The organism is Comamonas kerstersii (genome assembly GCF_002056725.1).
Lineage (GTDB): Bacteria > Pseudomonadota > Gammaproteobacteria > Burkholderiales > Burkholderiaceae_C > Comamonas > Comamonas kerstersii.
In genome coordinates this window covers 2,127,374-2,151,941 of record NZ_CP020121.1, presented here as the reverse complement: position 1 = coordinate 2,151,941, position 24,568 = coordinate 2,127,374, and the positions used below count along the sequence as shown (strand labels likewise).

Here is a 24,568-nt window from a genome sequence, read left to right as displayed (position 1 = left end):
ACACAAGCGCTGACAAGGGAAAACGCTTGTATGAAGCTGTACGCCTGCCCATGATTGCTACCGACAATTGCACAGCTTGCTTTGTGCTCTGCTTTGATGAAGGGATATCTCACATGCTCTACGCCCTGGCAGCCCTGTTTGCGCTGCAGCTTGCAGGGGAAGCCATCGTCCGCTGGCTGCAGCTGCCTTTCCCCGGTGCTTTGCTCGGCGCCCTGCTCCTGCTGCTTGGCCTGCTGGTTTACGGCAAGCTGCCCCACGCGCTGGAGCAGACCGGTCAGATGCTGCTGCAAAACATGATGCTGCTATTCATCCCCACCATTGCAGGCGTCATGCTGCACTTTGACCGCATCGCACGCGAGTGGCAGCCCTTTGTGATTGCCGGTGTGGCGGGCGCTGCCATCACCTTTGTGGTCACCGCACTGACGTTCAAATGGATGCTGGCCCGTGAGCCCCAGCCACCGCAGGAGCCACGCCCATGATGGCCTGGGGCGATGTGCTGGCGCAGCTCTCCAGCACCCACCTGCCCTGGCTGGTGCTGACCATGCTGGTCTATCTGGCCACCATGGCGCTGTACAGGCGCAGCCACTGCCATCCACTGTTGATTCCGGTGTTTCCCGCCGTGGTCATCATTGTCTGCATCCTGCTGGCCACAGACACGCCTTACGCCACCTACAAGCAAGGGGTGGAGTGGCTCAATATCCTGATTGGCCCGGCCACCGTGGCGCTGGCCATTCCGCTGTACACCCAGCGTGCGCGCATCCGGGCACTGTGGCGCCCCATCAGCGTGGCACTGCTGGTCGGCTGTGTGGTGGCGCTGTTTTCGGCCATGGGCATTGCCTGGGCACTGGGCGGCAGCTGGGAGACCATCATCTCGCTCGCCCCCAAATCCGCCACCATTCCCATTGCCCTTCCCATGTCAGAGCGCTTTGGTGGCCTGCCTTCGCTGGCGGCGGTTGCGGTGGCCGTGACCGGCATCAGCAGCTGCATGCTGGCGCCGCTGCTGATGCGCCTGGTACGCAGCAAAGACTCTGCCGTAGAAGGCTTTGCCCAGGGGCTGACGGCCCACGCCATTGGCACGGCACGCTCCATACAGATCAACCCCACCGCCGGTGCTTTTGCCGCGCTGGCCATGGGGCTCAATGGCGTACTGACGGCCGTGCTGATGCCGTTGTGCGTGGCGCTGTTTCAGAAACTCTAAAAAACCATAGCTTCCAGCGCAGGCTGCATCAGCGTTAGCGGCTGATTTCTCTCTCATTCATCCCATGGCCTGCTGGGCCATGGTTTTGAGCCAGTCTGAAAACGTCTGCAGCACGGCAGACGGTGCCTGCTGCGCCGGGGTGATGAGGTAGTAGCCGCGCTCCCCGCGCAGTGGCTGAGCGCAGGCAATGACCAGCTCCCCCCGCGCCAGTTCAGACTCCACCAGCATGGGCGGAATCAGCGCCACGCCCATGCCCTGCGCCGCAGCGACTGCCAGCATGGAGAACAGCTCATAGCGCGGGCCATCCATGGCGCGTGGTGCATCCACGTTGACGGACTGAAACCACTGCACCCAGCCCTGGGGCCGCGTGCTTTGTTGCAGCAGCGGCAAATCGGCCAGTGCCTGCGGCGGCAGGGGCTGCCAAGCACGGCCCGGGGCGCGCTGTGTGGCCCTGTCCAGCAGGCGGGGGCTGCATACGGGCACCACGTCTTCATCCATCAGGTGCAAGGCCTCAATGCCCGGCCAGTTGCGCACCTGCTCGGGCGTGCCCGCATACAGCGCGGCATCAAAGCCCGTGTCTGCAAACAGAAACGGGCGGGTCTGCACGTCAATGTGCACAGTGATGTCCGGGTGCTGCTGCGCCAGCTGCGGCAGGCGTGGCATAAGCCAGCGCGTAGCAAAGGTCGGCACTGCGGCCAGCTTGATGGTGCCGCCAGAGCCCTGATGGGCCATCAGGTCCAGCGTGTCACGCTCCATGCCCAGCAGCCAGTGGCGTACCTTGCGCGCATAGGTCTCCCCCGCAGGCGTGAGGGCCACGCCATGGCGTGTGCGCCTGAACAGCGGCACGCCGACGAACTCTTCCAGCGCCATCACCTGCCGCGAGACTGCCCCCTGAGTCAGTGCCAGCTCCTGTGCAGCGCGTGTATAGCTCTCGTGGCGAGCGGCAGCCTCAAAGCAGGCCAGGGCTTGGGTGGAGGGAATAGAGCGTCGCATCGTGCAGCCATCAGGGAATTTTCAGGGCCTGCCATGGTGCCGCAGCGCCCCAGTTTTGACAAGCAAGAAATGCAGGAAGCTCATATCTGAATGCAAACAAATCGTTTGCGCACCTCTTGCCCCGTTCTTACGATGCATTCCATGGCAGTAAAGACATGCACAAATGCATGCACTGCTACCCAACAACAGAGACATCCAAGGAGCACAACATGTCCAACTTCCAATGGCAAGACCCTTTCCACCTGGACGAACAGCTGACCGCTGACGAACGCATGATCCGCGATGCGGCCTATGAGTACTGCCAAGGCAAGCTCATGCCCCGCGTGCAGGACATGTTCCGCCATGAAAAGACCGATGCCTCCATCTTCCGCGAGATGGGCGAGCTGGGCCTGCTGGGCCCCACCATCCCCACCGAGTACGGCGGCGCTGGCCTGAACTATGTGAGCTACGGCCTGGTGGCGCGCGAGATCGAGCGTGTGGACTCGGGCTACCGCTCCATGGCATCCGTGCAGTCTTCGCTGGTCATGGTGCCCATCAACGAATTCGGCACTGAAGAGCAAAAACAAAAGTACCTGCCCAAGCTGGCAACTGGCGAATACATCGGCTGCTTTGGCCTGACCGAGCCCGACCACGGCTCTGACCCCGGCTCCATGGCTACCCGCGCCTACAAGGTGGACGGTGGCTACAAACTCAAGGGCAGCAAGATGTGGATCACCAACAGCCCCATCGCCGACGTGTTTGTGGTCTGGGCCAAGGAAGTGTCCGAAGGCGGCAATATGGGCCAGATCCGCGGCTTTATCCTGGAAAAGGGCTGGAAGGGCCTGAGCGCACCAGCGATTCACGGCAAGGTGGGCCTGCGTGCCTCGATCACCGGCGAAATCGTCATGGACGACGTGTTTGTGCCCGAAGAAAACGCCTTTCCTGAAGTGCGCGGCCTGAAGGGCCCCTTCACCTGCCTGAACAGCGCCCGCTTTGGCATTGCCTGGGGCGCCATGGGTGCGGCCGAGTTCTGCTGGCACACCGCCCGCCAGTACACACTGGACCGCAAGCAGTTTGGCCGCCCGCTGGCTGCCAACCAGCTGATCCAGAAAAAGCTGGCCGATATGCAGACCGAAATCACGCTGGGCCTGCAAGCCGCCCTGCGCGTAGGCCGCATGAAGGACGAGCACCAGAACGTGATCGAGATCACATCCCTCATCAAGCGCAACAACTGCGGCAAGGCACTGGACGTTGCCCGCCTGGCGCGCGACATGATGGGTGGCAACGGCATCTCTGACGAATTCGGCGTGGCCCGCCACCTGGTGAACCTGGAAGTGGTGAACACCTACGAAGGCACGCACGACGTACACGCTCTGATTCTGGGCCGTGCACAGACGGGTATTGCAGCCTTCGCGAACTGATTGAAGCAGTTGTCTCCTAGGGCGTATGCAGATGCGCTCTATAAGTTAAGGAGCTGCTAGCGCTGGCTATTCAACGGTTTCAGATACAAAACTATCTGAAAACCAGATTTATCAAGCGCTGGCAGCTCCTTCTTTTTTCTGCAAAGGACAAACACATGTCACATACCGCAGGACAGCAAGGAGCACTGGCAGGCATCAAGGTGCTGGATCTGTCACGCGTGCTGGCCGGCCCATGGGCCACGCAGATGCTGGCCGATCTGGGGGCAGACGTCATCAAGGTCGAACGCCCCGAGGCTGGTGACGACACGCGCCACTGGGGCCCGCCCTTTCTGAAAGACGAGCACGGCAACGACACGCGCGAGGCGAGCTACTTCACCGCCTGCAACCGCAACAAACGCAGCATCACCGTAGACATGGCCCACCCCGAAGGGCAGGCCCTGCTGCGCAAGATGGCGGCTGAAGCCGATGTGGTGGTAGAGAACTTCAAGGTCGGAGGCCTGAAGCAATACGGGCTGGGCTATGACAGCCTCAAAACCCTGAACCCACGGCTGATCTACTGCTCCATCACCGGCTTTGGCCAGGAAGGCCCGTACGCCGAGCGCGCAGGCTATGACCTGATGGTGCAGGCCATGTGCGGTCTGATGAGCATCACCGGCCATGCAGACGATCAGCCCGGCGGCGGCCCGCTCAAGGTGGGCGTGGCCGTGATTGACGTCTTTACCGGCCTGTACGCCAGCAACGCCATCCTCGCCGCCATCAACGCGCGTGACAGCGCACGCACCGGCACAGGCCAGGGCCAGTACATCGACATGGCCCTGCTGGACGTAGGCATGGCTGTGCTGGCCAACCAGGCCGCAGGTTTTCTGGCCACCGGCAAAGCGCCAGGGCGTGCAGGCAATATCCACCCCAGCCTTGCGCCGTACCAGGACTTTAGGAGCAGTGACGGCAACGTATTGCTGGCCATTGGCAATGACGGGCAGTTCGCCCGCTTTTGCGCCGCTGCTGGCAAGCCCGAATGGGCGCAGGACTCCCGCTTTGCCACCAATACCGCGCGTGTGCAAAACCGCCCGGCCCTGCTTGCACTGATGGAGCCGCTGATGCGCACCCGCACCACCGCCGAATGGATTGCCCTGCTGGAAGACAAGGCCGTGCCCTGTGGCCCCATTAACACCATTGCACAGGCTTTTGACGACCCACAGGTACAGGCACGCGGCATCCGCAAGGCGCTGCCACGCGATGCAGACGATGGCATTGCACAGATTGCCACCGTTGCCAGCCCCATGCGCCTGTCTGCCACGCCGGTCAGCTACCGCAATGCACCACCCGCGCTGGGCCAGCACACCCAGCAAGTACTGCAGGAACTGGGCCTGAGCCCAGAAGAAATTACCGCTCTGCAAAGCGCCAAGGTGGTCTGAAGCTTGCACAGGTGATGGCGCACCAGCAGCCATCACCTGTGCCGCCTGCTTTCACATCCCATGCCTGCACCTGGCAGGCTTTTCTACGTCTATACAAATACAAAAATGCAATCAGGAATTACCCTTTAATCAGGGTTTTCATGGAATACGTCTGTGCATGCCATCTCTAGGATGAGCCGGTCTTACATACATAACAAGGAGACTTGCACATGATGCGTCGCACGCTTTTGGCCCTGGCCGCACTCGCTACCGTAGGTGTGGTTCACGCCCAGTCCAACTATCCCAGCAAACCTATCAAGCTGCTGGTGCCCTTTGCCGCTGGCGGCACTACCGACCTGATTGCCCGCGTCATTGCCGACCCACTGGGTCGCGAACTGGGCCAGCCCGTCATCGTAGAAAACAAGGGCGGTGGCGGCGGTGCGATTGGGGCGGCAGAAACCGCACGCGCTACGGCCGATGGCTATCACCTGGGCATTGCCACCGTGTCCACCACAGCCACCAACCCCGCCATCAACCCCAAGATCCCCTACAACGTGTTCACGGACTTCACCCCCATCGTGAACATTGCAGCCACGCCCAACATCATTGCCGCCAACCCCAAGTTTCCGGGGCAGGACTACCAGTCCTTCCTGAAGGAAATCAAGACCAACCCCGGCAAGTACTCGTTTGGCTCGCCCGGCACCGGCTCCATCGGCCATCTGATGATGGAAATGTTCATGCTGGCTACTGACACCCAGATGCAGCACGTGCCCTACCGTGGCTCCGGCCCCGCACTGAACGACGCCGTTGCGGGCCAGATTCCGCTGCTGTTTGACAACTTCCCCTCCACCCTGCCCTTTATCCAGACCAATCGTTTGACCCCCCTGGTCGTGGCCGCCCCCCAGCGCCTGGCCGTGCTGCCCGATGTGCCCACGCTGGCTGAAGTCGGCGCCCCTGGCGTCAACCGCATGGCCTACTACGGCATCATCGGCCCCAAGAACCTACCCAAAGATGTGGTGGACAAGATCAATGCCGCCGTCCACAAGGTGCTGCAGAACCCCGGCGTGCGCAAGCGTATTGAAGACACCGGCTCTCTGATCGTGGCCGATACGCCCGAAAAATTTGCCGAAGAAATCAAGGCCGAATACACCGCCTACAAGGAAGTGGTGGACAAGCAGAAGCTAACCATGGATTGATGACAATTTAAGGTTGCCGCAGCTGCGGGCTGCGGTTGTTTGCCATGCGCACAGGCGCTGCCGTCATGCGAGGCGGCATTCAGGGGTGCTTGCGCCGCACTGACCATCCATCCCCAGGCCTGCAGCGCAGGGCCCCAGGCTTTATGTCGACACACCCTGACCCGACGGGCAGGCAGAAACATAGGGAATCAAGCCGCTTTCGTTCTCGCTGACCTGCAAGGGCTTTCCGATATGAGGGAAAGCGCGCTGGGGGCATGCAGGACGCTCGCACACCTTGCAGCCCATGCCGATGGGTGTAGCCGCATCTGTGCGCCTCAAGTCCAGACCTTTGGCATAAATCAGGCGATGGGCATGGCGCACATCGCATCCCAGTCCGATGGAAAAAGTCTTCTTGGGCGCCCCCCACCTTTTACCCGGTGTCGTGACTGTGCGCGCAATCCAGAAATACATGCGTCCATCGGGCATGCTGGCCAGCTGGGGCACCACCTCCCCCGGTCGCTGAAAAGCTTCATACACCACCCACAAGGGGCAGGTTCCGCCTGTCTTGGAAAAGTGAAAATGAGTGGCCGACTGCCGTTTGCTGATATTGCCCGCCCGATCGACACGTACAAAGAAAAACGGCACGCCTGGCGCTTCAGGACGCTGCAAGGTAGAAAGTCTGTGGCACACCGTCTCAAAGCCCACATCAAACTGTCGCGCGAGCACATCCACGTCGTACTGCACCCGCTCGGCCGCCGCCAAAAACCTCCGGTAAGGCAAGAGAAAGGCCCCCGCCACATAGTTCGCCAGCCCGATGCGCGCCAGGCGCTGGGTCGCAACATCTTGCCAATCTGCGGCCTGCAACTCCTGCTCGATATGCTGCTCGAACTCCAGCAACGCCAGCTGGGTTGCCATATGAAAAGCCTGCTGGCCTGGCCGCAGGTGCTGCGCAATGTAAAGCACCCGCGTCTTTGCCTCGAAATAGCGGTAGCTCAATTCCTCCTTATCCCGGGCAGCATCCATCGGTACGACTCGAAGCGCATGGCTGGCTTGCAAACGCTGCTTCAGCCACTCCACCACATTGTCCCCATGTTCGCGCGCCTGTGCGGCCAGGCTTTCGGCAGCGCAGTCCAGGGCATCAAAGTAGTTGCGCCTGGCAAAGAAAAAGTCTCGCACCGCCTCGTACGGCATTTGCGGCGGCACAGCGGCAAGGGCCCTGCCGCTGGTTTTGGCTTCGTCTGACAAGGGCACGCTTTCACCATTGGCATGCGCGGCCAGCAGCTCTATCTGTTCGGTGCTTGCCACATAGCGCTGGTGCAAAGCCAGCATGGCCTTTGCCACATGCGGCAGCTTGCTCGTAATGGCACGCAGCTCGGCCATGGGAACTGCGGCCAATTCAGGGGGCAATACAGACAGCGCATCTTTCAGCTGTGTCAGAACACGCGCTTCTTCATCTTCGGAGAACAGTTGAATGTCAACACCCAGAACCTTGTTGATCTTAAGCAGCACAGGAACCGTCAAAGGCCGCTGGTCCTGCTCGATCTGATTGAGGTAGCTGCTCGACAAATCCAGGGCTTTGGCCAGCGCTGCCTGAGTCAGCCCACGCTCTTGCCGCAGGCTGCGCAAACGCACCCCCATGAAGATTTTGCTCATCCGCTTGCTCTCCGCACATTCCGTCTGAAAAATTCGCAACCTCCGAAGCATTCGCAATATTCGCAAAAACTGCGTTTCTCATTCGCAATCTATTGCCAATTCAGCACTTTTATCGCTTTCTTCATTTGCGTACATTGCAAATTATGGCACTGGATCAACACACCATAGAACTGCGAGAGCTTGTTCTGCCCTCACTGGCCAACCATCACGGAAGCTTGTTTGCGGGCCATGGTTTGCAACTCATGAGCAAAGCTGCTTTTCTGTCGGCACGCAGCTATGCACAACGTGAGGTTGTCATGGCAGGCATCCGCCAGGTGCATTTTCTGGCACCAACGCCGATTGGCTGTGAACTGCTCTTACGGGCCTCGGTCCATCGAGTCGGCCGCAGTTCCATGAGTGTGGCCGTTACCGGATGGGCACAGGCACCTGACTTCGGGACACAGGAAGTCCTGCAGGGAGTGTTTGAGATGGTGGCCATTGACGCGGGGGGCCAGCCCGTCGCACTACACCACCAAGGCATTCACAAGGAGAGCACACCATGACGCACATTGCAGCCCCGAAAGCCAAGAAATCCGTCGCGCTTTCAGGCATCACAGCAGGCAATACGGCTTTATGCACCGTGGGCCAGACCGGCAACGATCTGCACTACCGCGGCTATGACATTCTGGACATTGCCGAAGTGTGCGAGTTTGAAGAAATTGCGTTTTTGCTGGTGCATGGCAAGCTGCCCACGCATGCAGAGCTCAAAGCCTACAAGGCCAAGCTCAAGGCCCTGCGCGGTTTGCCTGTCAGCGTCAAGCTGGCCTTGGAGCGCCTGCCTGCCGCAAGCCACCCCATGGACGTGATGCGCACAGGCGTTTCTGCCCTGGGATGTGCCCTGCCCGAAAAGCATGACCACAACATTCCAGGCGCCCGCGACATTGCTGATCGCCTGTTGGCCAGCCTGGGCAGCATGCTGCTGTACTGGTACCACTTCAGCAATTCAGGCCGCAGAATCGAGGTGGAAACTGATGACGACTCCATCGGCGGCCACTTTCTGCACCTGCTGCATGGCAGCCAGCCCTCGCCAAGCTGGGTGCGTGCCATGCACACCTCGCTGAATCTGTATGCCGAGCACGAGTTCAATGCATCAACCTTCACGGCTCGCGTGATCGCAGGCACGGGCAGCGACATGTATTCGGCCATCACCGGAGCGATTGGTGCGCTGCGCGGTCCCAAACATGGCGGGGCCAACGAGGTCGCCTTCGAAATTCAGAAGCGCTATGCCAGCCCGGACGAAGCGGAAGCAGACATTCGTCGCCGCTTGGAGGCCAAGGAGGTCATCATCGGATTTGGGCACCCGGTCTACACCGTCAGCGATCCGCGCAATGTGGTCATCAAAGGGGTGGCCAGAAAACTCGCGGACGAAGCAAACAACACTAAGATGTATGACATCGCACAGCGGCTGGAAGCCGTGATGTGGGAAGTCAAACGCATGTTCCCCAACCTTGATTGGTTCAGTGCCGTCAGCTATCACATGATGGGCATACCCACCGCCATGTTCACCCCGTTGTTTGTGATTGCACGCACCAGCGGCTGGTCGGCCCACATCATTGAGCAGCGCCAGGACAACAGGATCATCCGCCCAGGTGCCAACTATGTGGGGCCCGATCCCCTGGACTTCGTGCCCATTGAAGCACGACAGTAAACCGCTGCCACGCCCATGCAAGCCCGGTCTTTGAGCGTTGTCATCCGCAGCCCGCTACGTGCATGCATGCTCATCAATCACCGCCGGCCGCTAGGCACCGCCGTCGACGATGGCGTGATCGTCCAGAAATTCGACCCTGGTCGCACACCTGTGCGCCAAGCGCTGAAGGAACTGCGCCAAGAGCGTCTGCCGTGCGCCCTGCCACGGCCAGGCATGGGGGTCGCCCGCTGCAGTCCCGGGCACATTGCACAGGCCCGGTCCGCCTGCCCATGCAGCATCTGGCGCATCCCAAGCTGGCTCCTTGCGCCTGCACGCCATGGTGCGACCGCATATGGCGCCGGGTTCTCGACCCAAGCCCGCCCCCCTGAATAACACCCCAAGACCATGAACAACTATCGCAAGCCGCTGCCCGGCACAGCACTGCATTTCTTTGACGCACAAGCCGCCGTGGAAGACATTCGCCCCGGCGCCTGGGCCACGCTTCCCTACACCTGTCGCGTACATGCGGAAAACCTGGTGCGTCGCAGTGATGCATCCCTGCTCACCGGCTACCTCACGCAAATCATTGAGCGCAAACGCGAGCGCGACTTTCCATGGTTCCCGGCACGCGTGGTGTGCCACGACATCCTAGGCCAAACGGCGCTGGTCGATCTGGCGGGCCTGCGCGATGCGATTGCCGGGCAAGGCGCAGACCCTGCCGCCGTCAACCCCGTGGTGCCGGTGCAGTTGATTGTGGACCATTCGCTGGCCGTGGAATGCGGCGGCGATGACCCTAAAGCGCTGGAGAAAAACCGCGCCATTGAAGACCGGCGCAATGCAGACCGCTTCCACTTTATCGACTGGTGCAGGCATGCATTCAGGAATGTGGAAGTCATTCCTGCGGGCAACGGCATCATGCACCAGATCAATCTGGAGCGCATGAGCCCTGTGATCCATGCCGTCAACGGTGAAGCCTACCCGGATACCCTGGTCGGCACAGACAGCCACACGCCGCATGTGGATGCCCTCGGTGTCATTGCAGTGGGTGTGGGCGGGCTGGAAGCAGAAAGCGTTATGCTGGGCCGCGCCTCATGGATGCGCTTGCCGGAAATCGTTGGCGTGCAACTCACCGGCCAACGCCAGCAAGGCATTACAGCCACGGACATCGTGCTGGCTCTCACCGAGTTTTTGCGCCAGCAGAAAGTGGTGGGCACTTATCTGGAGTTTTACGGAGAAGGCGCGCGCAGCCTCACGATTGGCGACCGTGCCACCATCTCCAACATGGCGCCGGAGTATGGGGCCACAGCCGCCATGTTCGCCATCGACGAGCAGACGATTGCCTACCTCCGGCTGACGGGCCGGGAGCCTGAGCAAGTGCAGCTGGTCGAAACCTATGCCCGGCACGCCGGTTTGTGGGCTGACAGCCTGGCCAGCGTGCAATACGAACGCTGCTTGCAGTTTGATCTTTCCAGCGTCACCCGCAGCATTGCAGGCCCGTCGAATCCTCACGCACGCGTCGCAACCTCTGAACTGTCTGCCAAGGGAATTGCTGGCCCGTGGACGCAAACCGAAGGTCAAATGCCCGATGGCGCCGTCATCATTGCCGCCATCACCAGCTGCACCAACACCAGCAACCCGCGCAATGTGATTGCCGCGGGCTTGCTGGCACGCAATGCCCGCAATCTGGGCCTCACGCGCAAGCCCTGGGTCAAGACCTCTTTGGCGCCTGGCTCCAAAACCGTGCCCCTGTATTTGCAGCAGGCAGGTCTGATGCAGGACCTGCAAGCGCTGGGCTTTGGTGTGGTCGCCTTTGCCTGCACCACCTGCAATGGCATGAGCGGGGCCTTGGAGCCGCAGATGGAGCAAGAGATCCGGGCGCGCGACCTGTACACCACAGCCGTCCTTTCCGGCAACCGCAATTTCGATGGACGCATCCATCCGCTGGTCAAACAGGCTTTCCTGGCCTCACCGCCGCTGGTGGTGGCCTATGCGATAGCAGGCACGATCCGCTTTGACATTGAAAACGATGTGCTGGGCAGCTTTCAAGGCCGCGAAATTCGCCTGAAAGAAATCTGGCCGACCGACGAAGAGATTGACGCCATCGTCCAAGCGGCTGTGCAACCTGCCCAGTACCGTGCGGTATACGAGCCCATGTTTGCCATCCACACAGACACCAGACAGGCCACATCACCGCTGTACGCATGGCGCCCGCAGAGCACCTACATTCGCCGCCCCCCCTATTGGGAAGGGGCACTGGCAGGCAAACGCACGCTGCGGGGCATGCGCCCCCTGGCCATACTGCCGGACAACATCACCACCGACCACATCTCCCCGTCCAACGCCATCTTGCCGGACTCGGCCGCCGGCGAATACCTGCACAAAATGGGCTTGCCAGAGCAAGACTTCAACTCCTACGCCACGCACCGGGGTGATCACCTGACCGCCCAACGCGCTACCTTTGCCAACCCCAAGCTGTTCAACGAAATGGTGGTGGATGCCCAGGGCAAAGTGCGGCAAGGGTCGCTGGCCCGTGTAGAGCCGGAAGGCAAGGTGATGCGCATGTGGGAAGCGATAGAGACCTATATGCAGCGCAAACAGCCGCTGATCATCATTGCGGGCGCGGATTACGGCCAAGGCTCCAGCCGTGACTGGGCCGCCAAGGGCGTGCGCCTGGCGGGTGTTGAAGCCATTGTGGCCGAGGGCTTTGAACGCATTCACCGCACCAACCTGATTGGCATGGGCGTGCTGCCCCTGGAGTTTCTGCCCGGCACCACGCGCCACACACTGGCGCTGGATGGCACGGAAACCTTTGATGTGGTGGGGCAGCCCCAGCCACGCGCCCAGCTGACGCTGTACATCTATCGCAGCACGGGCGCTCGCACGCAAGTGCCCGTCACCTGCCGCTTAGACACGGCCGAAGAAGTCAGCATTTATGAAGCCGGAGGCGTGCTGCAGCGCTTTGCCCAGGACTTCCTGGCAAACTGCGTGCATACCAGCTCCAAGCCCGAAGCGCTGGAACGCCATCAGGCCTGACGGACACCTACGGCAACCCACAGGGAAGCAAACCGCATGCGTCACATTCACTCACCCGCAACGCAGATCAAAATTCCCGCCATCTACATGCGCGGCGGCACCAGCAAAGGGGTGTTCTTCCGGCGGCAAGACTTGCCCGCCGAGGCTCGGCAGCCAGGCCCCGTGCGGGACGCCATCTTGCTGCGCACCCTGGGCAGCCCGGACCCCTACGGCAAACAGATCGATGGCATGGGCAATGCCTCGTCCAGCACCAGCAAGGCTGTCATCCTCAGTGCCAGCAGCCGCCCGGACCATGATGTGGACTATCTGTTTGGCCAAGTCTCCATCGACCAGCCCTTGGTGGACTGGAGCGGTAACTGTGGCAATTTGAGCGCCGCCGTTGGCCCCTGCGCCATTCACATGGGTCTGATTCCGGCGCAGCGCCTGCCTCACACCGGCGTAGCCACCATCCGTATCTGGCAGGCCAATATTGGCAGAACCATCGTGGCCCACGTCCCCATGCAGAACGGTCAGGTGCAGGAGCTGGGTGACTTCGAGCTCGATGGCGTCAGCTTTCCTGCCGCAGAAATTGCCCTGGAATTTGTGGATCCGGCAGATGACGGAAATGGTGCTGCCATGTTTCCTACCGGCCATCTCGTCGACATCTTGGAAGTGCCAGGCGTTGGCACCTTCAGCGCCACCTGCATCAATGCCGGCATTCCCACCATCTTCCTGAACGCTGCAGATCTGGGCTACACCGGGTGCGAGCGGCAATCCGACATCAATGAAGACCCAGCCGCACTGGCCAGGCTGGAACGCATCCGCGCCTGCGCAGCTTTGAAAATGGGCCTGATCCGCAGCCTGGATGACGCAGCCGCCCGCCAGCACACGCCCAAGTTGGCGTGGGTAGGACCGCCTCGAAGCTATACCGCGTCCAGCGGCAGACGCATGGAGGCTGCGCACATCGACCTGGTGGTGCGGGCCCTGTCCATGGGCAAGCTGCACCACGCCATGATGGGCACTGCAGCCGTTGCCATTGGCACAGCCGCCGCCATTCCCGGCACCCTGGTGAATCTGGCGGCAGGCGGTGGCGAGCGCAGCAGCGTGGTGTTTGGCCATCCCAGCGGCAGCTTGCGCGTTGGTGCGCAGGCCGAACTGGTGCAAGGCCAGTGGCAAGTGCGCAAGGCACTGATGAGCCGCAGCGCCCGCATTCTGATGGAAGGCTGGGTGCGTGTGCCTGCACAGACACTGCATGCAGAATAAGCATGAAATTGGCCGCTAACGCTTGCTACATGAACGCTATGAGCTATTAAAAGAGAGACAAACCATGAATCCCAAACAAAAACTCAAGGCCCTGGCAGACGCACGCCTCGGCGTGATCGTGCCCGGCGCATTCAATGCCCTGTCGGCCAAAGTGATTGAAGACCTGGGCTTTGAAGCCATCTACGTCACCGGTGCCGGCGTCACCAATATGTGGTTGGGCATGCCGGATCAGGGCTTCATGGGCCTGACCGACATCGCCGACCACACTGCGCGCATCCGCGATACCGTGCAAGTGCCGCTGCTGGTCGATGCCGACACCGGATTTGGCAATGCTGTCAATACCTACCACACAGTGCGCACGCTGGAGCGCGCCGGCGCTGACTGCATTCAGCTGGAAGACCAGGTCAGTCCCAAGCGCTGCGGTCACTTCAATGGCAAAGACGTGATTGCAACCAGCGAAATGCTGGGCAAGATCAAGGCCGCCGTTGACGCACGCCGTGACAGCGCCACCCTCATCATGGCCCGCACCGATGCCGCCGCCGTGCATGGATTCGAGGCCGCCCTCGAACGTGCCCAGGCCTTTGAAGAAGCAGGTGCTGACATCTTGTTCGTGGAAGCTGTCACCACCGCCGAACACGTGCGCGCCCTGCCTCAGCGGCTCCAAGCCCCTCAGCTCATGAACATGGTCATCGGCGGCAAGACCCCCATCTTCAATGCCGACGAGCTGGGAGCCTTGGGCTTTGGCTTTGTGCTGTACGCCAACGCCGCCCTGCAAGGCGCTGTGGCTGGCATGCAAAAGTGCCTGACTCTCCTGCGTGATGCACGCCAGGTGCAAGAGGACCCCGGCATCGTGGCCTCTTTCGAGGAGCGCCAGCGGCTGGTGAACAAGGCGTTCTGGGACGCACTGGAACACAACTACCGCTGATCCGACGCCGCTTCCCCCGGCCAACCTACAGCAGCTCCCCCCCCGGAAGCGCCTTAAATATCAGGTCCCGGATGGTTGCGCACGTTCTTGACGAATAAATCAGGTGCTTTCATCTTCCATTTTTTGAGTGCTTGAACTGGGGCTTCGTGCCCCAGTGCCTTTTGCGGCAAGTGGTGGTGATACAGCCAGACAAACCTGTGCAGCGTCTTCTCCAAATCCTCTGCGCTGTTGAAGTGGTGCGCGCGCAGTACTGGACGCAGGCGGCCATGGAAGCGCTCGACCATGCCGTTGGTTTTTGGCGTCCTGGGCTTGGTGAGCCGGTGTTCTATCCCAGTGCTTGGCATAGCTGGTCGAATTCGTGCTCGCCTGTGGGCTGGCGAGTGCGACTGCCAAACAAGCGGTCTGTGAACTCTTTGCCGTTGTCGGTGAGGATGGTGTGAATCCTAAATGCTGCAGCTTTGCGGACGGCGGCCAAGAAGGCTTTGGCGGACGCTGCCGTCTTGTGTTGCTTGATATCAATGAACACCCAGCGTGTGGCCCGATCAATGGCAACAAAGACATAGCGGCGCTTGTCCTCATCTTGCATCTGGGGCAGGTACTTCACATCTACATGCACATAGCCAGGCTCATACGCCTTGAAGGGTTTGTGCTCGCTCTCAGGCTTGGGCTGTACGGGCAACCTGGAGTAGCCTCGTCTGCGCAGCAAGCGATCCAGCGCAGAACGGCTCATGGCCGGCTCAATGAACGTTGCTGCCATGGACTATCTGCAGCTCGAATGGATCACGCTAGCAAGTTGCCCCAGCCCTGGGAACTTGCCTGCGCTGCTGCAGCGTATGCGCATAAGGCTCAGCGAGAGGTTGTTGCCCAAACAACGACGGGGGCGAACATGCCCCCGTGTGGTCAAAAAAGTGCCTTCACGCTATCCCGTCAAGCAGGTCAGAAAACCTTAAGTGAAAGGCATTACTGCCGGAGCAGTCCTTTTTGCGAGCAAACGATTACGTTTTGTGCCCATCAATGGCGAATCAGGTGGTCAAAGGCCGACAGGGCAGCTGTAGCACCTGCGCCGGTGGCAATCACAATCTGCTTGTAAGGCACATTGGTGCAGTCACCCGCGGCAAACACGCCGGGCACATTGGTTTCGCCCTTGGCATTGATTTCGATCTCGCCAAAGCGGCTCAGGTTGACGGTGCCCTTGAGCCAGTCGGTGTTGGGCAGCAGGCCAATCTGTACAAAGATGCCTTCCAGTTCCACGGTCTTGACCTCTTCGGTCACGCGGTCCTTGTAGGTGATGCCAGTGACCTTCTTGCCGTCGCCATTGACTTCCGTGGTCTGGGCGTTGGTGATCACGGTCACATTGGGCAGGCTGTGCAGTTTCTTCTGCAGCACGGCGTCGGCCTTCAGGGTGTCGGCAAACTCGAACAGGGTGACGTGCTTGACGAGACCGGCCAGGTCGATGGCAGCTTCCACGCCGGAGTTACCGCCACCGATCACGGCCACGGGCTTGCCCTTGAACAGAGGGCCGTCGCAGTGGGGGCAGAAAGTCACGCCCTTGGTCAGGTACTGCTCTTCGCCGGGCACGTTCATGTGGCGCCAGCGGGCGCCGGTGGACAGGATCACGGTCTTGGACTTGAGCACTGCACCGGATTCGGTGTGCACTTCAATCAGGCCACCTTCGGTGGTGGCGGGCACCAGCTTGGCAGCCTTTTGCTGGTTCATCACGTCCACGTCGTAGTCACGGATGTGAGCAGCCATGGCAGCAGCCAGCTTGGGGCCTTCGGTCTTGGAGACCGAGATGAAGTTCTCGATGTCCACGGTATCCAGCACCTGGCCGCCCAGACGCTCGGCAGCAATACCGGTGCGGATGCCCTTGCGAGCAGCGTAGATGGCTGCAGCCGCGCCAGCAGGGCCACCGCCGACAACCAGCACGTCAAACGCGTCCTTGGCAGAGATCTTGGCAGCTTCACGGGCCGCAGCGCCGGTGTCGACCTTGGCGACGATCTCGGCCAGCTCCATACGGCCCTGACCAAAGCGTTCGCCGTTCACAAACACGGTGGGTACGCCCATGACTTCGCGGTCTTTGACTTCCTGCTGGAACAGGCCGCCGTCAATGGCAGTGTGGGTGATGTTGGGGTTCAGGGCCGACATCAGGTTCAGCGCCTGCACCACGTCCGGGCAGTTGTGGCAGGACAGGGAGTAGTAGGTCTCGAAGTGCAAAGGCGTGTCAATGGCCTTGACTTGTTCGAGCAGATCAGCCGACTCCTTGGAGGGATGGCCACCTACGTGCAGCAGCGCCAGCACGAGGGAGGTGAATTCGTGACCCAGGGGCACACCGGCAAAGCGCACGCCAGTTTCCACACCGGGGTTGTTGATGGCGAACGAGGGCTTGCGCACGTTCAGATCGTTGTTCTCAACGACAGTGATCTTGTCGCTCAGCGCGGCCAGATCCGCCAGCAAAGACTTGACTTCGCCAGCCGCCTTGCTGTCGTCCAAAGTTGCCACCAGTTCCAGGGGCTTTTGCAGCTTTTCGAGGTAAGCCTTGAGTTGGGTTTTGAGATTGGCGTCCAGCATGATAGTCAAATCCTAATAAAAAAATAATTTCGATAGTATTGTTTTTCGAGCTACTAAAAAAGCCCGGGCAAGCCCAGGCTTTTTACGGGCAAAAGCTTAGATCTTGCCAACCAGGTCCAGAGAAGGAGCCAGGGTAGCTTCGCCTTCGTTCCACTTGGCGGGGCACACTTCACCGGGGTGGTTACGCACGTACTGAGCAGCCTTGACCTTGCGCAGCAGATCTTCAGCGTTACGGCCGATGCCTTCAGCAGTGATTTCCACAGCCTGGATCACGCCATCGGGGTCAACAATGAAGGTACCGCGGTCAGCCAGGCCAACGCCAGGACGCATCACTTCGAAGTTGTTGGTCACAACGCCAGAGGGGTCACCGATCATGGTGTACTTGATCTTGGCGATGGTCTCCGATGCGTCGTGCCATGCCTTGTGCACGAAGTGGGTGTCGGTGGACACGGAGTAGATCTCTACGCCCAGCTTCTGGAATTCTTCGTAATGGTCAGCCACGTCGCCCAGCTCGGTGGGGCACACAAAGGTGAAGTCGGCAGGGTAGAAGAAGAACACTGCCCACTTGCCCAGCACGTCCTTTTCGGACAGTTCGATGAACTTGCCATCTTTGAATGCAGATGCCTGGAAAGGCTTGATAACGGTATTGATCACGGACATGGTAGTTCCCTTGTGGTTAACGACTGAAAACGTAGATAGTCTAATCGCCCTGAATCATTTAAACAATCGATTGAATCAATTAAATTGATTGATATTAACTATCAACCAATGGTTATAGGGTTATACATTTTCTACTCACTTCGCTTCTAGCGCCTGTAGAACAGTGCATCTGGAACACGAACACTTCTCAACCTCACATGCAACCCGTCCGCTCGCCCATGGTCTTCGCTAGTGCTTTGGCATGGCTTGGTTGACAATGACCACATTCGCGCTACAACAACAGAAGGAGCCCCTCCATGAAAGGCGACCCCCAAGTCATTGCTGCCCTGCAGGCGCAACTGAAGAATGAGCTGACAGCCATCAACCAGTACTACATGCACTACCGCATGTACAAGCACTGGGGCTTTGAGGCGCTGGCCAAGATGGAATACAAGGAATCGATTGGTGAGATGAAGCACGCCGACTGGCTGATGGACCGCATTCTGATGCTGGACGGCCTCCCCAACCTGCAGGATCTGGGCAAGCTGCAGATCGGCGAAGACGTGCCTGAATGCCTGCAGTGCGACCTGAACCTGGAGCTGGCCGCACAGGCCACGATCAAGGATGGCATCAAGACCGCAGAAGCCGCGCACGACTTTGTCTCGCGTGATCTGCTGCTCAAGATTCTGGACGACACCGAGGAGCACATCGACTTCCTCGAAACCCAGTTCGACCTGATCGACAAGGTAGGCGTGCAGAACTATCTGCAAACCCAAATGGGCGAAGCAGAATAAGCCCTGCACACCATTGCTGCATGCAGACCATAGACGGAGCCCCAGTGGCTCCGTTTTTTGTCTGCTGCTGGGTGCTTATCGGTGCATCCAGTAGCGGCGGTGGTGCACACGCTCGCACTGCACGGCATCTGGCTCCCACGACCGCCACAGGGCAGCGCCACACGATGGCGTAGCCACCCACGGCACGCCAGCGGCCTCATAGCGCGCGATCACGCTAGGCGCGGGGTGCCCAAAGCGGTTGCGGTAGCCTGCCTGCGCAATGGCCAGCGCAGGCTGCACTGCCTCCACCAACGCCCGGCTGGATGAAGTGGCGCTGCCATGGTGGGGCATGAGCAGCACATCGGCCCGCAAGTCTGTCTCTGCCGCCACCAGCGCCTGCTCCTGTGCTTTCTCGATATCACCTGTGAGCAAGGCCGCCTGCCCCGTCTGGCTGCGCACGCGCAGCACACAGCTACTGGCATTGCGGCTGAGCGCCACCTGCCTGCGTGCAGGCCAGGGCCACAGCACCTCAAAGCGCACCCCATCCCATTCCCACACCTGCCCGCTCTGGCATGGCTTGCCCCCTGCTCCCAGCCACTGCAGCTGCGGGAAAGCCTGCTGCACTGAGGCTGCACCACCGGCGTGGTCGCTGTCGGCATGGCTGATCATCTGCGCCGTCAGCTGCACGCCCAGTGCACGCAGCACAGGCACGATGGTGCGAGCACCTGCATCTGCATGGGCAGACCAGCGCGGCCCGGCATCAAACAGCAGGCTGTGGTACTGCGTGCGCAGCAAGATGGCACTGCCCTGCCCTACGTCCAGCGCCAGCAGGTCAAACTGCCCCCAGGCCGGGGTGGCAGGCTGCCACCACAGCATGGGCAGCATGGCTGGCAGCCCCAGCAGCCGCCAGCGCATATCCAGCGGCATGGCCATCCACAGACAAGCTGCAACACCGGCCACTGCTGCCCACCACGGTGGCTGCGCAAAATACAGCACGGCCAGCGGCCACGCTGCCATGTGCTGCAACAGCCAGACCATGCCTGTAACGCACAGCACAGCAAGATGCCACAACGGCGGGCACAGCACGCCCAGCATGGACAGCGGCGTGACCACCAGCGTGACCCACGGAATGGCCCACAGATTGACCAGCATGCCCACCAGCGAAATCTGCCCAAACAGCAGCAGCGTGAGCGGTGCCAGCGCCAGCCCGACCACCAGCTGCTCTTTGAGCAGACGCAGCACTGCGCCCCGCCAGCCGTGCGGGAGCATGGCCTGCGGCTGGGCAGCAAACAGCACGCCCACAGCCACAAAGCTGAGCCAAAAGCCGGCCTGCAGCAGGCTCCACGGGTCAGCCAGCACCACAGCTGTCAGCACGACCAGCCACACATAGGGCCATGGCCAGACACGCCCCTGCGTGCGCAGCAGCACCACCACCCCCAGCATGCCGATGGTGCGCTGCGCAGGAATGCCCCAACCGCTGAACAGCGCATAGAGCGTGGCCAGCACCAGTCCACCCCAGGCGGCTGCCGTGGGGGCCGGGCACCACAGGCAAAGGCGTGCTGAGCGCTTCCAGCCCAGATGCACCAGTGCCACGGCCAGCCAGGCAAACATGGTGATGTGCAGCCCGCTGATGCTGACGAGGTGCGCAATGCCGGTGTCGCGAAACAGCTGCCAGTCCTGCGCCGTCATGCTGGACTGCGCCCCCGTGACCAGCGCCTGCACCACACCCCATGAGGCCTGCTCGCGCGCATCAGCCCCCGCCGGGGCCTGCATGGCACGGTGCACATGGCCGCGCCACTGCGCCAGCGGGGCCTGCCAGGTCTGGCCCCACCATTGCGGCACCTCCATGCCCTTGCTGGTGCGCACATAGCCTGTGGCCTGAATGCCCTGGCTCCACAGCCACAGCTCCCAATCCATGCCATGCGGGTTGCGATCACCATGCGGGGCTTTGAGCCGCACCGTCCACTGCCAGCGCTGCCCGGCCTGCAAGCCCTGTGGGGGTGGTGCGCCATACCAGGTCAGCCAGACATGGCGCGGCAGCTGTACGGTCTGCCCGTGCAGCCAGGCCTGCTCCACCTCGAACTGCAGGCGCAGGCCACGCTCTACAGGTTGCGGCATGTCGCTGATCACGCCCTGCACGCGCACATCCTGCCCTTCCAGTGCAGCAGGCAGTGCATGGGCCTGCATCCACGCCGCACGCCAGCCGGTAGCACTGCCCGCCAAAGCCGCGGCCAGCAGCAGGCTGACCCAGCCTGCCTGCCATGCGGAATGCCGCCACACCCCAAACGCGATGGCTGCCAGCAGCAGCGTGGCTACGACGTAGACGGGCAGCGGCCATAAATCTGGCTGCTGCAGCTGCAGCGCCGTGCCTGCCACCACGCCCAGCATGGCGTTTGTTCCCGTTCTGACCCTGCAATGTCTTGGCATACTGGCAAGCATGCGATGAGCACAGGCGGTATGCAAAGCCAGTCGCCCGGCTCATCCGCCTGAGCAACAAGATGAAAGGAAACACACCATGAGCGTTTATGACAAGCTCCAAGCCCTGAACATCAGCCTGCCCCCCGTGGCCGTGCCTGCTGCGGCCTATGTGCCTTTTGCCAAGACTGGCAATCTGGTGTTTCTGAGTGGTCACATCGCCCGCAAGGATGGCCAGGTCTGGGTGGGCCAGCTGGGTGCCACCGTCAGCACCGAGGAAGGCAAGCAGGCCGCGCGCGCCGTGGCCATTGACCTGCTGGGCACGCTGCAGGCCGCCTGCGATGGCGATCTGAACCGCGTCAAGCGCATCGTGAAGGTGATGAGCCTGGTGAACTCCACCCCTGCGTTCACCGAGCAGCACCTGGTGACCAACGGCTGCTCCGAGCTGCTGGCCGAAGTTTTTGGCAACAAGGGCTCCCACGCACGCAGCGCCTTTGGCGTGGCACAGATTCCACTGGGTGCCTGTGTGGAAATCGAACTGATTGCCGAGATTGAATAAAAAAAAGAGCAGCTAGCGCTTGATGGATAAGGCTTTGAAAGCCAAAACACTCTCAAATCATTGATTTACAAGCGCAAGCAGCTATCAAAACAAAAGCCGCCATATTCAGGCGGCTTTTGTTTTTCGAGTGCAGCAGTGCAGCAGTGCTGCAGGTGCTTTAGCGCTGCAAGGCGCTGGCGGCCCATTCTGGCCCCTGATCCACGGCGATGCGCTGGTCCGCCACAGCTGCCAGCTGCGCGGCCGTCACCCGTTCTGGCTGCAGCTCAGCCAGCGGCCGCAGCACAAAGGCACGCTCGTACATGCGCGGATGGGGCACGATGAGCGCAGGCGTGTTCAGCTGCTGCTGGCCCCAGAGCAGCACATCCAGATCCAGCGTGCGCGGGGCGTTGCGGTAGGGGCGCTCGCGACCTGCGGCCAGTTCAATGGCCTGCAGCGCTTCCAGGAATTCCTGCGGCGGCAAATCTGTTTCCAGCTGCGCCACAGCGTTCAGATAGTCTGGCCCCGTGGCATCCACCGGCGCGCTGCTGTAGAGCGAAGACACGGCCTGCAGCTGCGTGCCCGGCAAGGCTGCCATGGCATGCAGGGATTGCAGCAGCGCAGCGCCACAGTCACCCAGATTGGCTCCCAGCCCGACAAAGACCTGCATCTCAGGCCTCGGCCTTGCCAGCGGCTGAGGCAGCACCACCTGCTCCGGCGGGCTTGCGACGGCGGCGGCGCTTTTTCTTGGCGGGCGCATCGCCTTCGGCCACCAGGTTTTCCAGCGCAGAGGCTTCACCCGTCTGGGCCGTACGCACCGTCTTGCGGGGCTGTGCGGCCTTTTGCTTCTGGCGCTGCTCTTCGCGTGCCTGGGCAATCAGGTCTTCACGCAGTGCGTCATCGGCCATCTGGAAGTCCTGCCACCACTGTGCCAGGGCCTCGTCCACTTCGCCCACATCGGCGCGCAGACGCAGAAAGTCAAAACCGGCACGGAAGCGCTGCTGCATCACCATGCCCAGCGGCGAGGAGCCGGTGCGCTTGTCAAAGCGCGGCTGCATGACCCAGATCTCGCGCATGTCAGCAGCCAGCTTGCCGCGGCCCGACACATCGCCAATGCGCTGGTCAAACACTTCGTCAATGGCTTCGCTGAGTGCGGGAAAGACGTTGTAGCCCTTCTTCAGGCGGCGGCCCCAGCCAGATTTGACGTCCTGCCACAGCACGCAGGCCAGCATGAAGCTGGGTGCCACAGGCTTGCCTTCGCCTACGCGGCGGTCAGTGTCCGCCAGCACGGCGCGCACAAAGGGCTCGTCCGCACGCTCGACCACCACGTCCAGCAGCGGGTAAATGCCCTTGGACAGGCCCAGTTTTTTCAGCTGCTCGATCGAGGCCAGCGCGTGGCCGGTCTGCAGCAGCTTGAGCATTTCGTCAAACAGACGGCTTTGCGGCACTTCTTCGAGCAGGTGCTCGCACTCCACCAGCGGCTTGGCCGTCTTGGCATCCAGCTTGAAGCCCAGAGGGCTGAGCTTGGCCGCAAAGCGCACGGCGCGGATGATGCGCACCGGGTCTTCGCGGTAGCGTGTGGCGGGGTCGCCAATCATGCGCAGTACGCGCTTCTGGGCATCCTGAATACCCTTGTGGAAGTCCACCACGATCTGCGACTCAGGGTCGTAGTACATGGCATTCACGGTGAAGTCGCGGCGCGTGGCGTCCTGGTCCTGCGGGCCCCAGACGTTGTCACGCAGCACGCGGCCATTGGCGTCCACCGCGTGCTTCATATGGGCCAGTGCCAGCTTGCTGGTGCGCTCATTGCCCGTCACCTGCTCGGCCTGGCTGTTGTCCAGAAAGGCGCGGAAGGTGGAGACTTCAATCACCTCATGCTCGCGCCCACGGCCATAGACCACGTGCACGATGCGAAAGCGCTTGCCGATGATGAAGGCGCGGCGAAACAGGCTTTTGACCTGCTCGGGCGTAGCGTTGGTGGCCACGTCGAAGTCCTTGGGGCGCAGGCCCAGCAGCAGGTCACGCACGGCGCCACCCACGATGTAGGCTTCATAGCCTGCATCCTTGAGGGTGCGCACCACGTCCACAGCGCGATGGTCAACCAGCTGTGGATCGATGCCGTGCACGCTGGCTGGCACCTCTTCACGCTTGCCAAAAGGTGATTTGCGCGTCTTGGCGGCAGAGGGCTTGCCCAGCAATTTGTCGATGATGGTTTTGATCATGTGTTTTCGGTAAACAGATCCAGCACGCGCCAGCCACGCTCTTGGGCAAGGGCTCGCAAACGGGGCTCTGGATTGGTGGCCACGGGATGGTTGACGCGTTCGAGCAGGGGCACATCGTTCATGGAGTCGCTGTAGAAGGTGGACTCCACCGTCTCCCACGACAGGCCACGTGCCGCCAGCCACTCGTTCATGCGCACCACCTTGCCTTCACGCATATTGGGCTGACCCTGGAGTGCGCCCGTGAACCAGCCAGTGGCATCTCGCTCCAGCTCCGTGGCAATCAGCTCCTGCACGCCAAAAGCCTGGGCAATCGGGCGTGTCACGAACTCGTTGGTGGCCGAGGTAATGACCACCATGTCACCCGCACGCAGATGGCTTTGTACCAGTTCGATGGCCGCAGGCTTCATGGCGGGGCGAATCACGTCCTGCATGAAGCGCTCGTGTGCAGCATGGGCTGCTTCCGGGCCTCGTTGCACGATGGCTTCGGTCGCAAAGCGCACATAGTCCGCCACATTCAGCGTGCCTGCCTGGTAGTGGGCAAAGAACTCGTCATTGCGACGACCGAACTCCGCGCGGTCACACCAGCCGATGGCGATGGTGAACTCCCCCCAGCCATGGTCGGAATCCATGGGCAGCAAGGTGTGGTCAAGATCGAACAACGCCAGACGCGGCCGCGAAAGCTCAGAAGCAGTAGACATGAATCAGGTCGTCAAAGCTGGAAATCCAGGGCCGCAGAC

Annotated in this window: 20 protein-coding genes and 1 pseudogene; 12 read left to right on the top strand and 9 right to left on the bottom strand. The window is 61.2% G+C overall.

Annotated elements, in window-relative coordinates; translation table 11 throughout:
- Positions 1-113 precede the first annotated feature (113 nt).
- Positions 114-479, top strand: a complete 366-nt coding sequence (locus tag B5M06_RS10050; RefSeq protein WP_054066240.1) for a CidA/LrgA family protein — start codon at positions 114-116, stop codon at positions 477-479.
- A complete protein-coding gene (locus B5M06_RS10045) occupies positions 476-1,198 on the top strand; it encodes an LrgB family protein (protein WP_054066239.1) in 723 nt (240 codons plus the stop codon). Before B5M06_RS10050 ends, B5M06_RS10045 begins: the two co-directional genes overlap by 4 nt.
- A 57-nt stretch (positions 1,199-1,255) precedes the next feature.
- On the opposite strand, the gene B5M06_RS10040 is transcribed toward B5M06_RS10045, so the two are convergent.
- Entirely contained in the window at positions 1,256-2,191 is a 936-nt protein-coding gene (locus tag B5M06_RS10040) for a LysR family transcriptional regulator (RefSeq protein WP_054066238.1), read from the bottom strand.
- 209 nt (positions 2,192-2,400) lie between these two features.
- Between B5M06_RS10040 and B5M06_RS10035 the strand changes: the two genes are divergently transcribed.
- The 3 genes from B5M06_RS10035 (at position 2,401) to B5M06_RS10025 (ending at position 6,181) form a co-directional block, all read left to right on the top strand.
- Positions 2,401-3,591, top strand: coding sequence for an acyl-CoA dehydrogenase (locus B5M06_RS10035; protein ID WP_054066244.1), 1,191 nt, complete (start codon positions 2,401-2,403; stop codon positions 3,589-3,591).
- A 155-nt stretch (positions 3,592-3,746) separates the two neighbouring features.
- Positions 3,747-5,006, top strand: coding sequence for a CaiB/BaiF CoA transferase family protein (locus B5M06_RS10030; RefSeq protein ID WP_054066237.1), 1,260 nt, complete (start codon positions 3,747-3,749; stop codon positions 5,004-5,006).
- Between the two features lie 209 nt (positions 5,007-5,215).
- Entirely contained in the window at positions 5,216-6,181 is a 966-nt protein-coding gene (locus B5M06_RS10025; protein ID WP_054066236.1) for a tripartite tricarboxylate transporter substrate binding protein BugE, read from the top strand.
- 141 nt (positions 6,182-6,322) lie between these two features.
- Here B5M06_RS10025 and B5M06_RS10020 read toward each other — a convergent pair whose 3' ends face one another.
- Complete coding sequence (locus B5M06_RS10020) at positions 6,323-7,813, bottom strand: short-chain fatty acyl-CoA regulator family protein (RefSeq protein WP_054066235.1); 1,491 nt, start codon at positions 7,811-7,813, stop codon at positions 6,323-6,325.
- A 143-nt stretch (positions 7,814-7,956) separates the two neighbouring features.
- Here B5M06_RS10020 and B5M06_RS10015 point away from each other — a divergent pair, with 143 nt between their 5' ends.
- The 5 genes from B5M06_RS10015 (at position 7,957) to B5M06_RS09990 (ending at position 14,679) form a co-directional block, all read left to right on the top strand.
- A complete protein-coding gene (locus tag B5M06_RS10015) occupies positions 7,957-8,355 on the top strand; it encodes an acyl-CoA thioesterase (RefSeq protein WP_054066234.1) in 399 nt (132 codons plus the stop codon).
- Complete coding sequence (gene prpC / locus B5M06_RS10010; protein WP_054066233.1) at positions 8,352-9,500, top strand: bifunctional 2-methylcitrate synthase/citrate synthase; 1,149 nt, start codon at positions 8,352-8,354, stop codon at positions 9,498-9,500. Before B5M06_RS10015 ends, prpC begins: the two co-directional genes overlap by 4 nt.
- Positions 9,501-9,884: 384 nt before the next feature.
- Positions 9,885-12,512: a Fe/S-dependent 2-methylisocitrate dehydratase AcnD gene (acnD, locus tag B5M06_RS10000; protein WP_054066231.1), complete on the top strand. Its 2,628-nt coding sequence runs from the start codon at positions 9,885-9,887 to the stop codon at positions 12,510-12,512.
- A gap of 36 nt (positions 12,513-12,548) precedes the next feature.
- Complete coding sequence (prpF, locus tag B5M06_RS09995; RefSeq protein ID WP_054066230.1) at positions 12,549-13,754, top strand: 2-methylaconitate cis-trans isomerase PrpF; 1,206 nt, start codon at positions 12,549-12,551, stop codon at positions 13,752-13,754.
- Between the two features lie 64 nt (positions 13,755-13,818).
- Positions 13,819-14,679, top strand: a complete 861-nt coding sequence (locus B5M06_RS09990) for an isocitrate lyase/PEP mutase family protein (protein ID WP_054066229.1) — start codon at positions 13,819-13,821, stop codon at positions 14,677-14,679.
- Positions 14,680-14,732: 53 nt separating this feature from the next.
- Here B5M06_RS09990 and B5M06_RS17450 read toward each other — a convergent pair.
- From B5M06_RS17450 to ahpC, 3 genes and pseudogenes are all read right to left on the bottom strand, one after another.
- Positions 14,733-15,424: pseudogene (locus tag B5M06_RS17450) on the bottom strand (DDE-type integrase/transposase/recombinase); the annotation flags it as partial.
- A 266-nt stretch (positions 15,425-15,690) separates the two neighbouring features.
- Positions 15,691-17,247, bottom strand: coding sequence for an alkyl hydroperoxide reductase subunit F (gene ahpF, locus B5M06_RS09975; protein ID WP_054066065.1), 1,557 nt, complete (start codon positions 17,245-17,247; stop codon positions 15,691-15,693).
- A gap of 96 nt (positions 17,248-17,343) precedes the next feature.
- Entirely contained in the window at positions 17,344-17,907 is a 564-nt protein-coding gene (ahpC, locus tag B5M06_RS09970) for an alkyl hydroperoxide reductase subunit C (RefSeq protein ID WP_054066066.1), read from the bottom strand.
- A 296-nt stretch (positions 17,908-18,203) separates the two neighbouring features.
- Here ahpC and bfr point away from each other — a divergent pair, with 296 nt between their 5' ends.
- A complete protein-coding gene (bfr, locus tag B5M06_RS09965) occupies positions 18,204-18,680 on the top strand; it encodes a bacterioferritin (protein WP_054066067.1) in 477 nt (158 codons plus the stop codon).
- A gap of 75 nt (positions 18,681-18,755) precedes the next feature.
- On the opposite strand, the gene B5M06_RS09960 is transcribed toward bfr, so the two are convergent.
- Positions 18,756-21,047, bottom strand: coding sequence for a DNA internalization-related competence protein ComEC/Rec2 (locus tag B5M06_RS09960; protein WP_080025217.1), 2,292 nt, complete (start codon positions 21,045-21,047; stop codon positions 18,756-18,758).
- A gap of 127 nt (positions 21,048-21,174) precedes the next feature.
- Here B5M06_RS09960 and B5M06_RS09955 point away from each other — a divergent pair, with 127 nt between their 5' ends.
- Positions 21,175-21,633, top strand: a complete 459-nt coding sequence (locus B5M06_RS09955) for a RidA family protein (RefSeq protein WP_054066069.1) — start codon at positions 21,175-21,177, stop codon at positions 21,631-21,633.
- A gap of 157 nt (positions 21,634-21,790) precedes the next feature.
- Here the strand turns inward: B5M06_RS09955 and folK are convergent, their stop codons facing one another.
- From folK to B5M06_RS09940, 3 genes are read right to left on the bottom strand one after another with little or no spacing between them, the layout of a single operon-like run.
- A complete protein-coding gene (gene folK, locus B5M06_RS09950) occupies positions 21,791-22,279 on the bottom strand; it encodes a 2-amino-4-hydroxy-6-hydroxymethyldihydropteridine diphosphokinase (protein ID WP_054066070.1) in 489 nt (162 codons plus the stop codon).
- 1 nt (position 22,280) lies between these two features.
- Positions 22,281-23,831 carry a polynucleotide adenylyltransferase PcnB gene (gene pcnB / locus B5M06_RS09945; RefSeq protein WP_054066071.1) on the bottom strand — a complete coding sequence of 517 codons (1,551 nt, stop codon included), beginning with the start codon at positions 23,829-23,831 and terminating at the stop codon, positions 22,281-22,283.
- Complete coding sequence (locus B5M06_RS09940) at positions 23,828-24,529, bottom strand: histidinol-phosphatase (RefSeq protein ID WP_054066072.1); 702 nt, start codon at positions 24,527-24,529, stop codon at positions 23,828-23,830. The genes pcnB and B5M06_RS09940 overlap by 4 nt, the downstream gene beginning before the upstream one ends.
- Positions 24,530-24,568 lie beyond the last annotated feature (39 nt).